The following is an 18,330-nucleotide window of genomic DNA, read 5'->3' on the forward strand; positions in this document are numbered from 1 at the left end:
TGATTTGCACCACTGAAACCGGTATCAGTCATGGCAAAACCGCCACCTGAGCAACATACGTCGGCTTGATCATTCCCCCTTCAAATTCCGTAGTAATGTGTGCGCCCAAATTCTTAGGCAACCTGCGACTTTTAATTCGTCTCCCCGATGACCTGGCCTGTATCGAGCGTGGCTCGATTGCCACGTGGTTTGGTGCCTGGCGTTAGTCAAACCTCCTCATTCCCTTTGTGCCAGCTGAGCCCCGGATTGTTATGCGAGTATCGCGCCTGAAATCATTTATTCGCCCGGAATCACGCCCGTACTTTTTGATTTGGAGTGTTTGCGTCACGCTGCTCATTCTCATTATTGGCGTGGGCTGCATGACATTGTGGCGCGACTTTCAAGACCGCCAGCGTGCAGTCAGTCTTCGTACACAGCTGCTGGCCGCTTCTATTGCCGGTTACACCGCGACAGCCCTGGAGCAGCGACGGTTCGCGATGGATGCCCTGGCCAATCACCTGTTGGGTCTGGACTGGCCGCTGACAGACGCGCAGGTCGACAGCGAGCTGACGAGGTTTGTCGATTCTGACCCACAGCATGGATCGCTGTTCGTCAGTGCCGGGGAGCGACACTGGTCACTCCCCGGCGAGGCGTTCCAGGGTATTGATTGGCAACCTTCGCATGATGTCGGTCGTGCGCTCTGGTTCGCGCCCAGTCTGCAGCGGGGCGATAAACTCTGGCTGCCTGTGTTTCGCCGTTATGCATGTCCCAACGGCAAGTGGTTGACGGTTGGCGCGCTCGTGCCGCTGACAAGCCAGCGTGATTACTTCTCCCATCTTGGCTACACCTTCGACATTTCGCTGATGTTGCTTGACCTTCAGGGCAATGTTTATCGACAGCAAGGTCGATTGCCGCCGCAAGCACGTGTTCCAGGCGTAGGGGGGAGGCAATGGTTAAAGGAGGATCAGGGAGAGGGCATTCTGCTGGTGCGCACCGCAGTGCCGGGTTATCCCTTGCAAGTGGTGGTTGCCAGGTGGCCGGCGGAGTACCTGGCCGTATGGCACAAGCAGAAGCGTTTCGCCTTTGCCGTACTTTTTCTGACGTGCTTCGTGATCCTGGCGGCATCCGTCGGGCTCGTGTCCGCCTGGCGGCGTATTGGTCGTGGCGAGCATCGCTATCGCCGATTATTTCAATCGATCCACGACGGCGTGCTTTTGCTCGGCGCGTCAGGGGTTCAGGAGGCGAATGAGCGAGCCGCGGAGTTGTTCGGTGTGGGCAGTGCTGGATGCCTTTGCACTTACGAGTTTGTCGACCTCTGTTACCCCGAGCAGTTGAACGGTGGTCAGCCGTCGGGTATCGCTCAGTTGTTGTCAGGCGCTGCCGGCGGAGCAGAGTTGTGCGCGACCTTGAAATTCAGGCGGCTGGATCGGGACGGTGCGTTTGTCTGTGAGGTGCATCTATCGCCTATCCGGTTGGGCAAGAAGGTCTATGTCCTGGCCTGTCTGCATGACATTTCAGCCCGTCAGCAAACCGAAAAGGCGTTGGAGGTGTCGCAGCAAAAGTTGCTTGAGGCGCAACTGATCGCCGGGTTGGGGGTATGGTCCTGGGAAGTCGGTGCCGAGCGCGCCACGTGGACAGATGAATGCGCGCGGATATTTGGTCTGCCGACTCTTTCCGGTGAGTGCACCTATGGGGATTTTTTCGGCAGCATCGTCGCGCAGGAGCAACGGTGTGCCAAACAGGCTATTGACCGGGCGCTGGAAGGGGAGCGACTGGACATCGAACTGCAGATTCGCCGACCCGACGGGGAACTTCGCAACGTACTGATCTGCGGTGAACTGCGACCCCAGGGCGAAAAACCGCTGCTGCTGGGCGCCTTGCTCGACATCACCGAGCAAAAACGGGTGGAGCGACGCTTGAGTGAGGGGGAGCGACACTATCGCGAACTGGTGGAGCTGCTGCCGGAAGGGTTGCTGATCTTCCGGGACTATCGAGTGATTTTTGCCAACGTGGCAGCGGCCAGGCTCTTTGCCGTCAAGTCAGTCGAGCAATTTATTGGTGTGAATATCTTCACGATGATCGACCCCTGTTTTCATCAGCTAGTCAGGGATGACCTTGCGCTGATCGTGAAGCCTGACCATGTGCCTACATTTTGTTCGCGGCATTACCTGAGGCTGGACGGCTCGGCGATCGAAGTCGAAATGGCCGCACGGCGCCTGTTGCTGGATGGCCAGACTTGCATTCAGGTGATGTTGCGTGATGTCAGCGAGCACCGTCGATTGCAGGGGGACCTGGAGGCCGCCAATGGGCGATTGCACCGCCTCTCCGGCCAAATCATTGGGGTGCAGGAAACTGAGCGCCGGCATCTCGCGCGTGAGTTGCATGACGATATCGGGCAACTCCTGACCTGCATAAAAATCAGTGCTTCCGGGATTCAGAGGCATCTGGAGGGCGAGATTGAGCAGCGTCAGGCCGTGTTGGTGCGCATTGCCGACGAAGCCTTGAGCAAGGTCCGCGATTTGTCACGGATGTTGCGACCGGTACAGCTGGACAGCCTGGGGCTGGTGGCGGCCATGCGCTGGCAGATCGACAACTACCTGCCCGACGGTCTCGAATGCTTGCTCGATTGTGTCGAACTGCAACCGCGCACGGCGCCCTGCGTCGAAATCACGCTGTTCAGGATATTCCAGGAGGCGCTGAATAATGTTCTCAAGCATGCGGCGGCCCGTTCTGTGGATATCAGGTTGGCGCGGTTCAATGACAACATTCACTTGAGAATAGTGGATAACGGACGTGGTTTTGATTATGACGCTGCGTTGGCCGATGGCAGTGGCATGGGCTTAATGAGCATGGCAGAGCGGGCCAAACTGTTAGACGGTGAGTTTTTTTTGACATCGACCACGGGGCACGGCACACAGATCGTGGTCATCATTCCGGACAGCAACAATAATAACGAACGAGGAAACGAGGCATGACGGTTCGAATTGTCCTGGTGGACGACCACAATCTGGTGCGCGCAGGCATTCGGGTGTTACTGGGGGATTGGGGCTATTCGGTGGTGGCCGAAGGCTGTGATGGCGACGATGTCGAAAGGCTGCTCGAACTGCACAAGCCGGATGTGTTGCTGATGGACATCACCATGGAGCGTTTGTCCGGCCTTGAAGCGCTGAAAAAACTGCGCGTGCGTTGGCCGGTGCTGCCGGTGATTTTGCTATCGATGCACGACACTCGCGACTTTGTTCTCAAGGCCATGCAAGAGGGCGCCTCGGCCTATCTGCTCAAGGATGCCGCCGAAGTTGAGTTGCGTATGGCCATTCAGGCTGTTCTGAGTGGGCATCGCTACCTCAGCCCAAAAATATCCGGCCGGGTGATCGAGGCGATGAATGGCCAAGGTGCCGAGTCGGAAGAAGTCACCCTGACCGCCCGTCAGCGTGAGGTGCTTTATTGGCTGGTCAACGGCAAAACCAATAAGGAAATCGCTTACCAGCTCAACATCAGCGTCAAGACGGTCGATGCGCATCGCGCGCAGCTCATGGTGCGCCTGAACATTCGCGATCTCGCGGGCCTGGTGGTGTATGCCATCCGGCAAGGCATTCTTGATCTGTAGGAGCGAGCTTGCTCGCGATGGTCGTTAACGATAACGCGTGTTTTACTGGCTAACCGCGGCTCCCTTGAGTCCATCGCGAGCAAGCTCGCTCCTACAGACAGCGTCGGCGGGATTACCACCCCGGTCCGAGTGCACAAAACCGTATAGGTTATTTTACCTAGTCGCTCCCGGTAATTGGCTCGTAGTCGCCTGCGGCTTGCCCCTCTAGACTTTACCCAAGATGGCGTGGCCTTCTGCCAGCAGCTTTCGTTTGCTTGAACGTTGCTGTGTGGGCAGCGTCGCCCCGCAAAAAAATAAAAACGATGGGGTGGTCTGATGGCGCTGAATCCGACACGCAGTCAGGTGCGTAATCCTTTGTGGCTGATCGCAGGATTGCTCTTGACGGCTCTGCTGTGCAGCGCTTTGGCGGACGCGTGGTGGAAGGCTGGCCTTGCCGCCCTGATCCAGGGTCTTTGTCTATGGTTGTGCTGGCGCCAGGCGTCATTCGCTCACGTGGACAGTGTCGTAGAACCCGTTGAGCATCAAGATTCGGTCGGACTGCTGGCCTTGCGCAAGTTGCTGTCGAGCGTCTTGCCGCTATGGGAGAAACAAGTCGAGCTGGCTCGGGCGCAGACAGAAAACGCCGCTGACGGACTGACCCAAAAATTCGTCGCCATGAGTCAACAAGTGGGCCAGACCATTGCGTTAAGTTCAGACGATAACGGCCAGGACGGCGTGTTCGAGGTGATTCGAAGCGCGCAGGTCGAGCTGCCTAAAGCCGTCACTGCCCTGGACGCCACCCAGGCCGAACGCGAACACTTTCTGACGGAAATGCACCAACTGGGCAACTTCGTCGACGAGCTGTTCGGAATGGCCGAAGATGTTGCCAAAATCGCCTCGCAAACCAATCTCCTGGCCCTCAACGCTGCCATCGAAGCGGCCCGTGCCGGCGAGTCCGGACGCGGCTTCTCGGTCGTCGCCGACGAGGTGCGCAAGCTTTCCACCCTGTCTGGCGCCACCGGTGCGCGCATCACTGAAAAAGTTCGCATCATGGGCGGCTCCATGCACGAGCTGATCGAACATGCCGGCCAGGTGGCCGAGACCGAGCGGAGCAAGATCCGCGAAGCCGAAGGCATTGTGAATCAGGTGCTCGCTGAGCTGACCCAAGGCATTGCTCAAATGGAACAACGCATCACGCTGCTGCGAAGCTCCAGTCGTGAGGTCGAGCACACCGTCAACCAGGTTCTCGTCGACCTGCAGTTCCAGGATCGAGTCAGCCAGATTACCTCTCACATCACCCTCGACATGCGTCGCTTGCTGGAGCGGCTGTACGACGTCGCGCCGCTGGACGCCCAGGCCTGGTTGCAAGTGCTGGAGTCCAGTTACACCACGCTGGAACAAACCCGCATTCATGGCGGCGAGTCGCGGGCGCCGGTCGAGCAGTCCTCAGTGACCTTTTTCTAATCCTCTAAAAGATATAAACCAGGGACACCTCATGGCTAAGACAGTGTTGATCGTCGACGACTCCAGCAGCTTTCGTCAGGTCGTTGGCATCGCCCTCAGAAATGCCGGCTACAGCGTCGTGGAGGCGTTCGACGGTAAGGATGCCCTGGGCAAACTGGACGGTCGCAAGATCAATCTGATCGTCTCCGACGTGAACATGCCCGTCATGGATGGCATCACCTTTGTCAAAGCGGCCAAGCAACTTCCCGCCTACAAGTTCACCCCCGTGATCATGCTGACCACCGAATCGGGTGAGGCCAAGAAGAGCGAAGGCAAGGCTGCCGGCGTGCGCGCCTGGGTCGTCAAACCTTTCCAGCCGCCAGTGCTACTGGATGCGGTGTCCAAACTAATCCTGCCTTGAGGTACGTCTGTCATGGCGACGATCCGTCACTTTCAACGCGCTGAAAATCACGGCCTCAGCCTTGTTGGCGAGCTGAACATTTACAGTGCCGCAACGGTACGAACGGAACTCTTGCAAGCGCTGGAGTCCCGTCAGCAGCTGGAAGTTGACCTGGAAGGGGTGGAGGATTTCGACACTGCCGGCGTTCAGATATTGCTGGTACTCAAAATCGAGGCGGTTCGACAGAACAAGCCCATCAACTTCGTCCGGCACTCCGTCGCCGTGTGGGAGGTGCTTGAGCTGCTCAATCTGGTCGACGAGCTGGGTGATTCATCGCCAGAGATGGCCAGTCAAGAGGAGGGTTTCCAATGAATCTGGACAGCGCTCGTGGTGCTCTGGTGCAAGAGGGGCGGGAATTGCTGGCGGCCATGGAAGAGGCATTGCTCGCGATCGAGGATGAGGGGTTCACCGAGGAGCGGATCAACGCGATTTTCCGGGCAGCCCACACGATCAAGGGCTCTGCCGGATTGTTTGGCCTGGAATCGCTGGTCAGTTTCACCCATGTGGCGGAGAGCCTGCTGGATCAGGTGCGTACGGGTGAGTTGTTTGTCGAAGGGGCCATGCTTTCGCTGTTGCTGACCTGCGGTGACTATATCGGCAGCCTTCTCACGGCCGTGGAAAACGGCAGCGAGATGCAGGAGCCGAATGCGATTCTGCGCGCCCACTTGCTGGAACAGTTGCAAGAGTACCTCGACCGTACTAACAGCGATCCCGGGCCGGAAATCGAACCGTTTCGTGTACTTGAGTTACCGCTGCAGAGCCTGCCTGGTGACTGCGTAAACAATCAATACTGGCACCTGTCATTGCGGCTATCTGCGGATGTTTTACGTAATGGCATGGACCCGCTGTCCTTCCTGCGCTATCTGGGGAAACTCGGGCGCATCGTCCATTTGCACACGGTCACTGATCAACTGCCGGGCCCCACCGATTTCGATGCCGAGTGCTGCTACCTGGGGTTTGAGCTTGAGTTCGAATCGACGGCCACCCAACAGGAAATCGAAAACGTCTTCGAGTTCGTTCGTGATGACTGTCAGTTACACATTCTGTCGCCCAACAGTGGGGTCTCAGACTACCTGCGCCTGATCGAGGCGCTCCCCGAGTCGCCGCAGCGCCTGAGTGAAATACTGGTACAAAGCGGCGCGCTGACCCACGCCGAGCTTGAACGCGGATTAGCTCGTCAACGGGGCGAATTATCGCCGGTCACCCCGCTGGGCTCGCGGCTGCCGGACGATCCTCTGGTGCCCGAACCGATGATGGCCGCGGCGTTCAACAAGCAAAAAACTGTCGAAGACAAGCGTACTCACGAGCAGGTATTCATCAAGGTCGAGGTTGGCAAACTGGACCAGCTGATCAACCTGGTGGGCGAGCTGGTGATTGCCGGTGCCGCCACCAATTTGCATGCCCTGCGCCGTGACATGGACATGATGGAGGAGGCCGCCCAGGCGATGTCGGTGCTGGTTGAAAGCATCCGCGACGCATCGCTGAGTTTACGCATGGTGGCCATCGGTGAAGTGTTCCAGCGCTTCCCGCGCGTGGTGCGTGACATCTCCAAAGAGCTCGGCAAGGACATCCAGTTGCTGGTGACCGGTGCCGACACTGAACTCGACAAATCGATGGTGGAACGACTCGCCGATCCGTTGATGCACATTGTGCGTAACGCCATGGATCACGGCATCGAGACGGCAGAAGAACGTTTGACCACGGGCAAGGTGGTCACCGGTTCGCTGCGCCTGAATGCCTACCATGAGTCCGGCAGCATTGTGATTGAAGTCAACGATGACGGCCGGGGCCTGGATCGCCAGCGCATTCTGGCCAAGGCTTTGCAGCGTGGTCTGGTTCAGCCGGATCAGCCGATGAGCGATGCCGACGTCTACCGCTTGATTTTCGAACCCGGTTTTTCCACTGCCGAACAGGTTACCAATCTTTCCGGTCGTGGCGTGGGAATGGATGTGGTGCGCCGCAACATCGAACTGTTGCGTGGCGAAGTCGAAGTGCTCAGTGAGTTCGGACGGGGTACCACAGTGCGGATCCGCCTGCCGCTGACGCTGGCGATTATCGATGGTTTCCAGGTCATGGTCGGTGACGAGCATTTCGTCTTGCCGCTGGATCAGGTGGTCGAGTGCGTTGACCTGCCGCCGCAGGAGGGTCGGCATCGTCTGATCAACCTGCGCGGTGAACCTTTGCCTTTCCTGCGTCTGCGCGAGCTGTTCAGCATCGGCGGCGCTTCTCCCGGGCGTGAAAGCCTGGTGGTGCTGCAACACGGAGCCCACCGTGCCGGACTGGTGGTGGATCACCTCGTGGGTGAGTTTCAAGCGGTGATCAAACCGTTGGGCATGTTGTTTCAGAAAAGTCGCGGCTTGAGTGGTTCGACCATCCTCGGTGACGGCCGCGTGGCCCTGATCCTGGATGTCGCCAACCTGCTTCAGCGTGCCAGTGCGTATTCAGTTGATAGCTCTGGGCGCCCTGCGGAAGTTGCACCTGACGTCAATCGCAGTGTGATGAATTCAATTTAAGTCGGCGGAGAGAGCATATGCAGTGGTTCATGAATCTGAAGTTGGGTGTAAAGCTGATCTCCACGTTCCTGGTGGTTGCCCTGGTGTCGCTGATCATTGGGTCGGCTGCCGTTATCAACATCGGCAAGGTCAACGATCTGATGACCAGCATGTACGCCGATCGACTGGTGCCGATTCGCGATCTGAACAAGCTTGAGATCGAACTGATTCAACACAACCGTCGGGCCTATGTCTCCGTGGCCATGAACGATCCGGCCTACACGACCCTTCAGCAAGCCGAGAATGTCACGTCGCTGCGCAAGATTGACGAACTGTTTACGGCGTATCGGCAGACGTTGCTGGTCGATGCGGAAAAACGCCTGATTGAACAATACGACCAACAAATGCCGGTCTACGTGGCCTCGGCAAAAGCCGTGAATGACTTGCTGCTAGCCGATCAGTTGGCTGACGCGACTAAACGTCTGCGCAGTGAAACCAAGCCGGCGTTCGACGCGGTGCTGAAAACCGTCTCCGGTTTGGTTGAGGTCAACAGCACTACGGCTGAAGTGGTCAACAAGGAAGCCGATCAGATCGTTGCGGGCATCAACAACTTCATGATTGGGTTGATGATCGGTGGCTTCCTGCTGGCGCTTGCGCTGGGGCTGTTGATTACCCGCATGATTGTTCGTCAGGTCGGTGGGGAGCCTGCCGTCGCCATGGACGCGCTGCAACGCGTCGCGGGCGGTGACCTGACAGTCGACGTGCAACTGCGCGACGGTGACAAGTCCAGCATGCTCTACAGTCTGCAACTGATGGTCCTACGTCTGCGCGGGATCATGGGCGATGTGCGCATGACAGCCGACTCACTGGCGTCCGCCTCGGAGCAGGTCGCCGCGTCGTCCGAAGCACTGAGCCAGAACGCTTCCGAGCAAGCTGCCAACGTCGAGGAAACCAGTGCGTCGGTCGAGGAAATCTCCGCCACCGTGGCCCAGAACACCGAGAACGCCAAGGTCACCGACAGCATGGCCAGCCAATCGGCCAAGGACGCGGTAGAGGGGGGCGAAGCGGTCGGTCAGATGGTTCATGCGATGCGCCAGATTGCGCAGAAGATCAGCATCATCGATGACATCGCCTACCAGACCAACCTGCTCGCGCTCAACGCGGCCATTGAAGCGGCGCGTGCCGGTGACCATGGCAAGGGGTTTGCGGTCGTAGCGGCGGAAGTGCGCAAACTGGCTGAGCGCAGTCAAGTGGCCGCTCAGGAGATCGGTGGGGTCGCCGCGGACAGCGTCACCCTGGCCGAGCGGGCAGGCCAATTGCTGGATCAGATGGTGCCATCGATCCGCAAAACCGCCGACCTGGTACAGGAGATCACTTCTGCTTCTCGCGAACAAAATACCGGGCTCGAACAAATCAATCTGGCGGTCGGCCAGTTGGCGCAAACCACTCAGGTTAACGCGTCGGCCTCTGAAGAGCTGTCGTCCACCTCCGAAGAAATGAGCACTCAGGCGGTGCAGTTGCAGGAGATGATCCAGTTCTTCCGCATCGGCGACGAACACATCAAAAACGCCAAGAAAAACTTGGCCCCAACACGCAGGCCACAGCGGGCAGAGGTTATTCCGATGCGACGTCCCTCGCAGGAAGAGGTCGTCGATGAAGCAGCGTTCACTCGATTCTAAGAGGCTGTCGCCATGTCATCGTTAACCCTGCAAAGTCAGAGCCGCACTGGCGCTGCGCAAGAAACGCTGCTGATTCAGCAATTTCTGACACTAACACTGCGCGAAGAGCTGTATGCCCTGCCGATCGAACACATTCGCGAAATTATCGAGTTCGGTGGCCTGACCGAAATTCCGATGATGCCGGCCTTCCTGCGTGGAGTGATCAACCTGCGCGGAGCGGTGGTGCCGGTGGTTGACCTGTCGGTTCGTTTCGGTCGGGAGCGCACGGCGATCGGTCGGCGTACCTGCATCGTGATTGTCGAGGTCGTACAGGACGGCGATGCCCAGATGCTGGGCATCATCGTCGATGCGGTCAATGAGGTGCTGGCCGTCGAAGCCAGCCAGGTGGAAACGCGACCGGCCTTTGGCGCGCGCATTCGCTCGGATTTTATTGCCGGCATCCTCAGCCAGAACGAACAGTTCGTGATCGTGCTCGATATCCGTCAGGTTTTGTCGGTAGACGAAATATGCGAATTGGTCGGTCAGGCCTCGATTTAAAAACAGGAAAACACGCATGGCAGTCGAAAACGCGGCCACAGGTTTGAGTTCGAGCATCAGCGATCAGGAATTCAGCCTGTTCCAGCAGTATTTTCTTGAGCACATCGGGCTCCAGCTGACCAGCGTGAAAAAGCCGTTGCTGTGTGGTCGGCTGGCGAAGCGACTGGCTGCGTTGGGGCTGGACAGTTACCGCGCCTACTACAACCTGTTGGTGTCGAAGTCGGGGCGGGAGGAGCGGGAAACGGCAATCGACTTGATCACCACCCATGAAACCTATTTCTTCCGTGAGCCCAAGCATTTCGAGCTGCTGCAAAACAAAGTGATTCCCAGCCTGCACGCCAGCCCCGAGTTACGGGTCTGGAGCGCCGCCAGTTCGACGGGGGAGGAGGCCTATACCCTGGCGATGATTCTGGACAGTTTTCGCTCGCCCAAACCCTGGTCGGTCACCGCCTCCGATATCAGCCGTCAGGTGCTGGTCAATGCTCGGCGCGGGTTGTACCCGATGAGTCGCGGCGAGCGCATTCCGGCTCACTATCTCAAACGCTATTGCCTGCGAGGCAATGGGCGGTACGCGGGGTATTTCATGGTCGAATCGGCGTTGCGTGCACGCGTCGACTTCGTCCCCGGTAATCTCACACAGTCGGAGAATGCCCTGGGTTTATTTGACGTGATTATGCTGCGCAATGTCCTGATTTATTTCGACCCGCCGACCAAGTTGCTGGTGCTGCGCAACGTGATGGAGCGCTTGAAACCGGGTGGGTGGCTGATGGTCGGTCATTCCGAATCCTTGTATGACACCGGTTTGCCATTGGAACTGATCACGCCCTCGGTCTATCGCAAGGTGTGCGCATGAACGAAAAATTGTTCATCAAGCCCGGTGGCTGGTTCTTCGGCGGCGGCGACTGTCAGCTCGAAACCGTGCTGGGTTCGTGTGTCACGATTACGCTCTGGCATTCACAGCAGAAGCTTGGCGGGTTGTGCCATTTCATGTTGCCAACCCGACTACGCGACGCCTTGCAGAGCCTGGATGGTCGCTATGGCGAGGAAGCGGTTCTGTGGTTGAAAAGCCAGGCGTGGGCAAACGGTCTGGATATCCGCGACTGCGAAGCCAAAGTGTTCGGCGGGGCCCAGGCCCTGGTCGGGACCAACGGGCATCACGGCGTGGGCAAGCGCAACATTCGTTTCGCCGAGGAGTGCCTGCGAGCCGAAGGGGTCCGGGTGGTCAGTTACGACCTCGGCGGGCAAGGTCATCGCTACCTCAGATTTGACCTTTCCAATGGCGACGTCTGGGTGCGCCATGGTTCCCCGTTGGCATTGCCTGCACAGTGGGGGAGGAAGGCGGTATGACCATCAAGGTAATGATCGTCGATGACTCTGCTGTCATGCGTCAGGTGATGCAAGAGCTGTTGTCCGGCCATAAAGATATTGAAGTCATCGGCACGGCGATGGATCCGCTGATTGCCATGCAAAAAATGCAGGGCAACTGGCCGGACGTGATTTTGCTGGACGTAGAGATGCCGCGCATGGACGGCATCACGTTCTTGCGGCAGATCATGCTGACCCGCCCGACGCCGGTGGTGATTTGCTCGACACTGACCGAGAAGGGCGCCGACGTGACGCTCCAGGCACTGGCCGCCGGTGCAGTCGAAGTCATGGCCAAACCGACCATGGGCCTGCGCGATTTCCTTCAGCGAAGTGCCAATGAGTTGGTGACGGCCATCCGCACGGCGGCACAGGCTCGTCCCCGTCGATGCAGGCCTGTGACTGACAGCGACAACCGCCCGCCCGTCAAGCTGACGGCCGATGCCTTGCTGCCGACACCCACCACGCTTTCGAGCCTGCGCACTACGCAAAAAATTGCGGTGCTCGGAACATCGACCGGGGGCACCCAGGCGCTGGAGTTCGTTCTGCGGGAATTAGGTGTCACCTGTCCGGGTATCGCCATTGTCCAGCACATGCCAGAGCGCTTTACCCGCAGTTTCGCCGAGCGCTTGAACACCCTGTGTGCCATTGAAGTGCGTGAAGCGAAGGACGGTGACCGGTTGTTGCCAGGCCTGGCGCTGATTGCGCCGGGTGGGCGGCACATGCTGATCAAGCGCAGCGGCGCGCAATATTACGTAGAAGTCAGGGACGGCCCGTTGGTCAGCCGGCACCGGCCATCGGTGGATGTCCTGTTTCGCTCTGCGGCGCAGCAAGCCGGCAGCAACGTGCTGGGCGTGATCATGACGGGCATGGGCGACGATGGGGCTCGCGGTTTGAAAGAGATGTTCGAGGCGAAAGCCCGTACGTATGCGCAGGACGAGGACAGTTGCGTGGTGTTCGGAATGCCCAAAGAAGCCATCAAGCAGGGAGGGGTCGAGCAGATCGTATTGCTTGATGCCATTCCCGCGCTATTGATGGGTTGGCGGTGAGATAAGGGGATTCAGGTATGCAGTCGAGCATTAGTCCAAAGCACATCCTGGTGGTTGACGACAGTCGGGTACAGCGCGAGTTCGCCGTGGATCTGTGTCTGCGCCTGGGCGCTACAGACATTTACCAGGCGGAAGAGGGCCACCAAGCCATTGCCATATTGCAGGATATACCGCAGATCGAGGTGGTGATCCTTGACCTGGAAATGCCGGGCATGGACGGGGTACAGGTGCTGCACGAGTTGGTCCGGCATGGCATGGATCCGGCCGTGATTGTCGCCAGTGCGCGGGAAAGCGTATTGCTGACGGTGGTGGAAAGCATGGGCAAGAACCTGGGCGTCAAGCTACTGGGGGTGTTGCAAAAACCGCTGACACTCAACCAGCTGGCTTCAAGCCTCGGTCGTTTCGCCGCCGTGCAACAACGCGATGCCTTTCAGACCCTGGCTGAAAGGGGGCCGGAATTGACCGAGCAAGAGGTCATGGTGGCTTTGCGCGAACAGCAGTTTTGCGCCTATTTCCAACCCAAGGTTTCGTTACGGGATGGCCGCCTGAGCGGTGTGGAAGCCTTGGTCCGCTGGCAACATCCCACGCATGGTTTGCTGCAGCCCGGGCACTTTCTCGACCTTGTCGAGCGCACCGACAACATGTCGGCCATCACGATGCTGATGCTCGACTTGTCGTTGCGCCAATGCCAGCAATGGCACGCCGAGGGGTTGACGATTGGTGTATCGATCAACCTGTCGGCGCGCTCGCTGGCCGACAGCAAACTGGCGGACGCCATCATTGAGCGTGTGGCGGCCAGTGGTATCGCGCCCCACTATTTGATGCTGGAAATCACCGAAAGCGCGCTGATGACGGATCTGGCGATCACCCAAGGGACGCTGGCCCGTTTACGTCTCAAAGGCTTCGGTCTGTCGGTGGACGATTACGGCACTGGCTTTTCCTGCATGTTGCAGTTGTCGCGGGTTCCCTGCTCCGAGTTGAAGGTGGACCGTGCCTTCGTCAATGGCGCGAGCGAGAACGTGCATCTGCGCATTCTGCTGGAAAGTGCGCTGGACATTGCCCGGCGGTTAAACCTCAAGGTCGTCGCCGAAGGCGTGGAAACCCATAAGGACTGGGCACTGCTTCGTGAGCTGGGGTGTGATGAAGTACAGGGCTACTTCATTGCCAAGCCAATGCCTGGCGAAGCCTTGCTGCTTTGGTGGAGCGCCAATCAACAGCGGATACAGAAGCTGTTGAAACCTGAAGGCTTGTTGCGACGCATATTCGGCAGCGTTTGAGACGTAAAATGAGCTGATCAGTGGCACGTTTGAGTATCAGCTCGAAGGACAGCCAGCAGTGACGCTCAATGCTGGCGACTCCTTGTACATCCCGGTCGGCACCGCGCATGTTGCGAAGCGCCAATACCCCAAGCTTCTGGCGCCTGCTGTAAACGTCATAGTCCGCGGTTCGCTTCAATCACTTCGAGGTGCGGTACGCCTACAGGTGACGCAGGCAATGCAAATCAACACCAGCGTCAGGGCCACCGCAAAGGTCATGTGCATTCCACTGGCCACGGCTTCCGGCCGCGCCGTGGTGATATCGGTCGTCGCCGAGGCGAAGGCGAACACCGCGCCCATCGCGGAGGCGCCGGTGATGAGCCCCAGATTGCGTGACAGGTTGAGCAGGCCAGAGACGACACCTCGCTGCTCCGGCTGAACATTCGTCATCACCACTGTGTTGTTGGCGGTCTGGAACAGGGCATAGCCGAGGGTGACGACGACCATCGGCGCGACGTAGCCGCCGACGCCGAATGTTTCCGGCAGCGCCGCTAACGCCAGGCAGCCGACCGCCATGGCGAGGAGCCCGACGAGTGTCATGTGCCGGGCGCCCACTCGGTCGGCAATACGACCTGCGGGCACACCGGTCAGCGCCGCGACAAACGGCCCGACTGACAAGACAATCCCCACCTGCACCGCATCGAGTCCAAGCCCATGGGAAAGATAGAACGGCCCGACCACCAGCGTCGCCATGATCACCGTCGCGACAAGTGTGCTCATGGCCAGGCTCGCGCTCAACACAGGATCGCGGAACATCGCCAAGCGAATCAGCGGTGAGGCGACGCGTGCTTCGGTGAAAATGAAAAGGCCGACACCCAGAGACGCCGCACCCAGCAGCGTCACGTTCAATGCCCCGAAACTGCCGCGCCCGACAGTCATGGCCAGGGCATACGCCGCAAGCGTCAACGCCAGCAACAGCGTGCCCAGCCCGTCGAAGCCGGCACGATCGGTCTTGGGCTTTTGGTTATCTGCGGGCAAATAGCGACGCGCGAGCACCCACGTCAGCAGACCCAGAGGTACGGTGATCAAAAAGATCATCCGCCAGCCGAATCCGCCGATCAGCATGCCGCCGAGCGATGGCCCCATCGCGGTGCCAATCGCCGACATCGTCCCCAGCAAACCCATGGCGCTGCCGGTTTTCGCCTTCGTCACCGTCTCGCCGACAAACGCCAGGGTGAGCGACATCATGATTGCCGCGCCGAGCCCTTGCAGCGCCCGGGCCGCAATCAATAGTGCGAGGGTGGGCGCGAAACCGCACAGTGCTGAAGCCAGCGTAAATACGCCGATCCCGGTTAACAGGAGCCGACGACGACCCGTCAGGTCGCCGAGCCGACCGACACTGACGATCAGCGTAGTAATGGCGAGCAGGTAGGCCAGCACAATCCACTGCACGTCCTGGAAGGAGGCGCGAAAGACCAGGGTCAAGGTCGGCAAACCCACATTGGCGATGCTGGTGCCGAGTGAGGGCAGCAACATCGATAACGCAAGGCTGGCCAGTGCCCATCGAACCGTAGGTGTCGCTGGTGCGCTGCCTGCTCGAGCAATCGTTGGTTTCATCGTGTCCCTCTTTTCTGGCAACTCCCGAAGCGGAGCTATCAGAAATCTACGCCGGGGCCTAACATGGCGGAAGACGCACCATTTGCACTGTATACGTGCGTCAAACGCCCTATCAAAATGCTGTGGGTGCACGATGTCCGTTCCCGATTTCAACTTGCTGGTCACCCTTGATGTGCTGCTCGCCGAAGGCAGCGTGGCCCGTGCCGCCAAACGCTTGCAGCTGAGTCCTTCGGCGATGAGCCGGGCACTCGCGCGGTTGCGTGAGACGACGGGGGATCCGCTGCTGGTCAGAGCCGGGCGAGGCCTTGTGCCGACGCCCCGAGCGCTCGAACTTCGCGAGCGGGTCAGCCAGTTGGTGCAGGACGCCGAGGCTGTGCTTCGCCCCGCTGAACAACCCGACCTCAAACAATTGGCGCGCACCTTTACGCTGCGCACCAGCGAAGGCTTTGTCGAGAATTTCGGCGCGGCGCTCATTGCTCGAATCAACGAGCAAGCACCGGGTGTGCGGTTGCGCTTCATGCATAAGCCTGACAAGGACAGCACCGCACTTCGTGACGGGACGGTCGACCTGGAAACGGGTGTCGTGGGGAAGGCCGCTGGCCCGGAATTGCGCACGCAGGGATTGTTCCGCGACCGCTTCATCGGCGTAGTGCGAAGCGGCCACCCGCTGAGCGTGGGCGAGATCACGCCCGCCCGTTATGCGGCAGGCAGCCACATCAGCGTCTCTCGGCGGGGGCTGGACAAGGGGCCTGTCGATGAAGCACTCCAAGCGATTGAGTTGACGCGGGGCATCGTGACCATAGTTGCCGGCTTTTCAACAGCGCTTGCGCTCGCCCGGGCTACCGACCTGATCGCCAGCGTACCGGAGCGCCACACTGAGAACCTGCGAACAGGAATGCACAGTTTTGCGCTGCCGTTTTCCTTGCCTATGTTCACGGTAGCGATGCTGTGGCACCCGAGGCTGGATGCAGATCCCGCCCATCAATGGTTGCGCGGTTGTCTGCGTGATGTCTGTTCTGAGAAGAACGCTCGGTTTTAAAGTTGTAAAAGGCCTCTATGTATATTTATTCAGTAAGTGTAAAGTTTGGGTGATACTGGAGCGCATGTTTGTGTGTGATCCGGATTAGCAATAAGTGATTTCGGTATAAAAAAGTTTGAACTTCTTGGGTTTCACAAGGTATTGGTGGATTTTGTGTTTTTTTGCTGCAAGTAATCGTGTATGGCGTAAAGCAATTAAATGGCCAGTATTCTAAGTGCTGTAGTTAATGCGTTTAGTTGTGTATGAATATGAATTACAAGGAAAATAACTGATTGATTGGCGCTGCGGAAATGTATTCGGATATAGCATTAATCCAATCGATATGTTGCGTTCGTCGTATAAAAAAATTACATCAAAATAAGGCATGCAATTTCCCGTCGTAGTGCTAGGGTTCTTATTCTTGTAAATACACAGTCTGTCTATAGGGGTGAGACTCATGCCAGCTTCAAGTCCCCGGATTGCGATACTCGGTAATAAAGTTCCATCCTTGAATCTTCCGGAGCTTGAATACTTTGCCGATCTCGGCAGCTTGTTAGCCGCCGCCGCGTCGGATGTAGTGCTGCTTGACATGCCAGCGGCTTACGCGGGGCGAGTGCTTCAAAAATTGCGCTCGATTCCCGCGTATCGGTACACCCTTATCTATTGCTGCCGTGATCAGAATGGCTGGTGTGAGGCCTTGGGTGACGGCGCCTGTCCTATTGATGCCAGTGAAATAAAAACCCTCTGGGGTATCTGGCAAGAACGCTTCAAGCTGTTCAATCAGGCGGCCGCCCCTGAGCGTTTTGAAAGCCGGGTGCTCACCTGGTTGTGGTTACGCGACAACGCCCACATCTATGCCCTGCGAGACCCAGAGGTGCCTCAGCATTATCGTTATCCGTTGCTTGACGCCCTGGCGGATAACGAGCAAATCAATCCGTTTGTCTGGCTTGGTTTGATGGTGCAACAGGACTGGCTGGAGGAGGGGGTGCTGGTTGATCGCGTTCGCCTCTGTTCAAACTGCGGTTCGGGCCGGCTCAATTACGTCGATGTGTGTGCCGAATGTCAGGCCCTGGACATTTCCCGGCAGCCGTCGCTGCACTGCTTTACCTGCGGTCATGTGGGGCCGCAGGAATCGTTTCTCAAAGACGGCGTGTTGCTGTGCCCCAACTGTTTGAACCGGTTGCGCCATATCGGGACTGATTACGACCGTCCAATGGAGAACTATCGCTGTCGGTCCTGTCAGGCGTTTTTTGTCGATGCCGAAGTGCAGGCACGCTGCCTGGATTGCGGCTTGTCCCACACGCCCGACAAGTTGCGAGTACGCGAAGTCAGGGACTTCCGCCTGGCCGAGGCAGGACGTTTTCGGTGTCGCCAGGAGTTTGGTGAACGATCGGTCCAGCACTTCGGCCGACTGAGTCTATTGGGTGGCAAGGATTTTTATGACCTCCTGACCTGGCAGATCCAGCTGGTACGGCGCTATCCGTTGCCAGCCTTCTCACTGATCGGGCTACGGTTCGTCAACCTGGCCAATACACTGGCTCGTCTCGGTGAACACCGCGGCCATGCCTTCATCGATAGCCTGACCGATCGCATGAAGGAGACCGTCAGGGAAACAGACCGCTGCTCTCGAAGTACGGAAGAGTTCTTCTGGATCATGCTTCCCCATACCGATAGCAAGGGACTGGAATGCGTCAAACAACGTTTGGGCCGGGTCGCCGAGTTGTTTTCCGCACCAGAGGTGAGCGATGTTTCCCTGCAGGTTGTCTGCATCACTGCGCCCGACGATCTTCGCGATCAGGAAAATGGTGAATTACTACTGGCCCGTCTCGCCAGTGAATTGGTGTGAAACGCC

The 18,330-nt window shown here is 58.3% G+C and carries 15 protein-coding genes and 1 pseudogene; 15 read left to right on the forward strand and 1 reads right to left on the reverse strand.

The window, feature by feature from the left end:
* Positions 1-359 precede the first annotated feature (359 nt).
* The 13 genes and pseudogenes from AC1MDT_RS04030 to AC1MDT_RS04090 form a co-directional block, all read left to right on the forward strand.
* A complete protein-coding gene (locus AC1MDT_RS04030) occupies positions 360-2,954 on the forward strand; it encodes a PAS domain-containing sensor histidine kinase (RefSeq protein WP_480420802.1) in 2,595 nt (864 codons plus the stop codon).
* Positions 2,951-3,586, forward strand: coding sequence for a response regulator (locus tag AC1MDT_RS04035; RefSeq protein ID WP_480420803.1), 636 nt, complete (start codon positions 2,951-2,953; stop codon positions 3,584-3,586). The genes AC1MDT_RS04030 and AC1MDT_RS04035 overlap by 4 nt, the downstream gene beginning before the upstream one ends.
* A 654-nt stretch (positions 3,587-4,240) precedes the next feature.
* Positions 4,241-5,029, forward strand: a complete 789-nt coding sequence (locus tag AC1MDT_RS04040; protein ID WP_480422699.1) for a methyl-accepting chemotaxis protein — start codon at positions 4,241-4,243, stop codon at positions 5,027-5,029.
* Between the two features lie 31 nt (positions 5,030-5,060).
* Positions 5,061-5,429, forward strand: coding sequence for a response regulator (locus AC1MDT_RS04045; RefSeq protein ID WP_480420805.1), 369 nt, complete (start codon positions 5,061-5,063; stop codon positions 5,427-5,429).
* A 12-nt stretch (positions 5,430-5,441) separates the two neighbouring features.
* Entirely contained in the window at positions 5,442-5,780 is a 339-nt protein-coding gene (locus AC1MDT_RS04050; protein ID WP_480420806.1) for an STAS domain-containing protein, read from the forward strand.
* On the forward strand, positions 5,777-7,981 hold the full coding sequence (locus AC1MDT_RS04055; RefSeq protein WP_480420807.1) for a chemotaxis protein CheA: 2,205 nt from the start codon (positions 5,777-5,779) through the stop codon (positions 7,979-7,981). The genes AC1MDT_RS04050 and AC1MDT_RS04055 overlap by 4 nt, the downstream gene beginning before the upstream one ends.
* Positions 7,982-8,010: 29 nt before the next feature.
* Complete coding sequence (locus AC1MDT_RS04060; RefSeq protein ID WP_480420808.1) at positions 8,011-9,639, forward strand: methyl-accepting chemotaxis protein; 1,629 nt, start codon at positions 8,011-8,013, stop codon at positions 9,637-9,639.
* A 12-nt stretch (positions 9,640-9,651) separates the two neighbouring features.
* Positions 9,652-10,176, forward strand: a complete 525-nt coding sequence (locus tag AC1MDT_RS04065) for a chemotaxis protein CheW (RefSeq protein ID WP_480420809.1) — start codon at positions 9,652-9,654, stop codon at positions 10,174-10,176.
* A gap of 16 nt (positions 10,177-10,192) precedes the next feature.
* A complete protein-coding gene (locus AC1MDT_RS04070; RefSeq protein ID WP_480420810.1) occupies positions 10,193-11,029 on the forward strand; it encodes a CheR family methyltransferase in 837 nt (278 codons plus the stop codon).
* On the forward strand, positions 11,026-11,523 hold the full coding sequence (locus tag AC1MDT_RS04075; protein ID WP_480420811.1) for a chemotaxis protein CheD: 498 nt from the start codon (positions 11,026-11,028) through the stop codon (positions 11,521-11,523). Before AC1MDT_RS04070 ends, AC1MDT_RS04075 begins: the two co-directional genes overlap by 4 nt.
* Positions 11,520-12,587 carry a protein-glutamate methylesterase/protein-glutamine glutaminase gene (locus AC1MDT_RS04080; protein ID WP_480420812.1) on the forward strand — a complete coding sequence of 356 codons (1,068 nt, stop codon included), beginning with the start codon at positions 11,520-11,522 and terminating at the stop codon, positions 12,585-12,587. Before AC1MDT_RS04075 ends, AC1MDT_RS04080 begins: the two co-directional genes overlap by 4 nt.
* Before the next feature lie 17 nt (positions 12,588-12,604).
* Entirely contained in the window at positions 12,605-13,864 is a 1,260-nt protein-coding gene (locus tag AC1MDT_RS04085) for an EAL domain-containing protein (RefSeq protein WP_480420813.1), read from the forward strand.
* A 13-nt stretch (positions 13,865-13,877) separates the two neighbouring features.
* Positions 13,878-13,982: pseudogene (locus AC1MDT_RS04090) on the forward strand (cupin domain-containing protein); the annotation flags it as partial.
* A 56-nt stretch (positions 13,983-14,038) separates the two neighbouring features.
* Here the strand turns inward: AC1MDT_RS04090 and AC1MDT_RS04095 are convergent.
* Positions 14,039-15,460 (reverse strand): MFS transporter, encoded by a 1,422-nt coding sequence (locus tag AC1MDT_RS04095; RefSeq protein WP_480420814.1) that lies wholly within the window; start codon positions 15,458-15,460, stop codon positions 14,039-14,041.
* 133 nt (positions 15,461-15,593) lie between these two features.
* On the opposite strand from AC1MDT_RS04095, the gene AC1MDT_RS04100 reads away from it, so the two are divergent.
* Positions 15,594-16,499: a LysR family transcriptional regulator gene (locus AC1MDT_RS04100; RefSeq protein ID WP_480420815.1), complete on the forward strand. Its 906-nt coding sequence runs from the start codon at positions 15,594-15,596 to the stop codon at positions 16,497-16,499.
* Positions 16,500-16,935: 436 nt separating this feature from the next.
* Positions 16,936-18,324, forward strand: a complete 1,389-nt coding sequence (locus tag AC1MDT_RS04105; RefSeq protein WP_480420816.1) for a TackOD1 domain-containing metal-binding protein — start codon at positions 16,936-16,938, stop codon at positions 18,322-18,324.
* Positions 18,325-18,330 lie beyond the last annotated feature (6 nt).

It is taken from the genome of Pseudomonas sp. ASL7 (assembly GCF_056680375.1).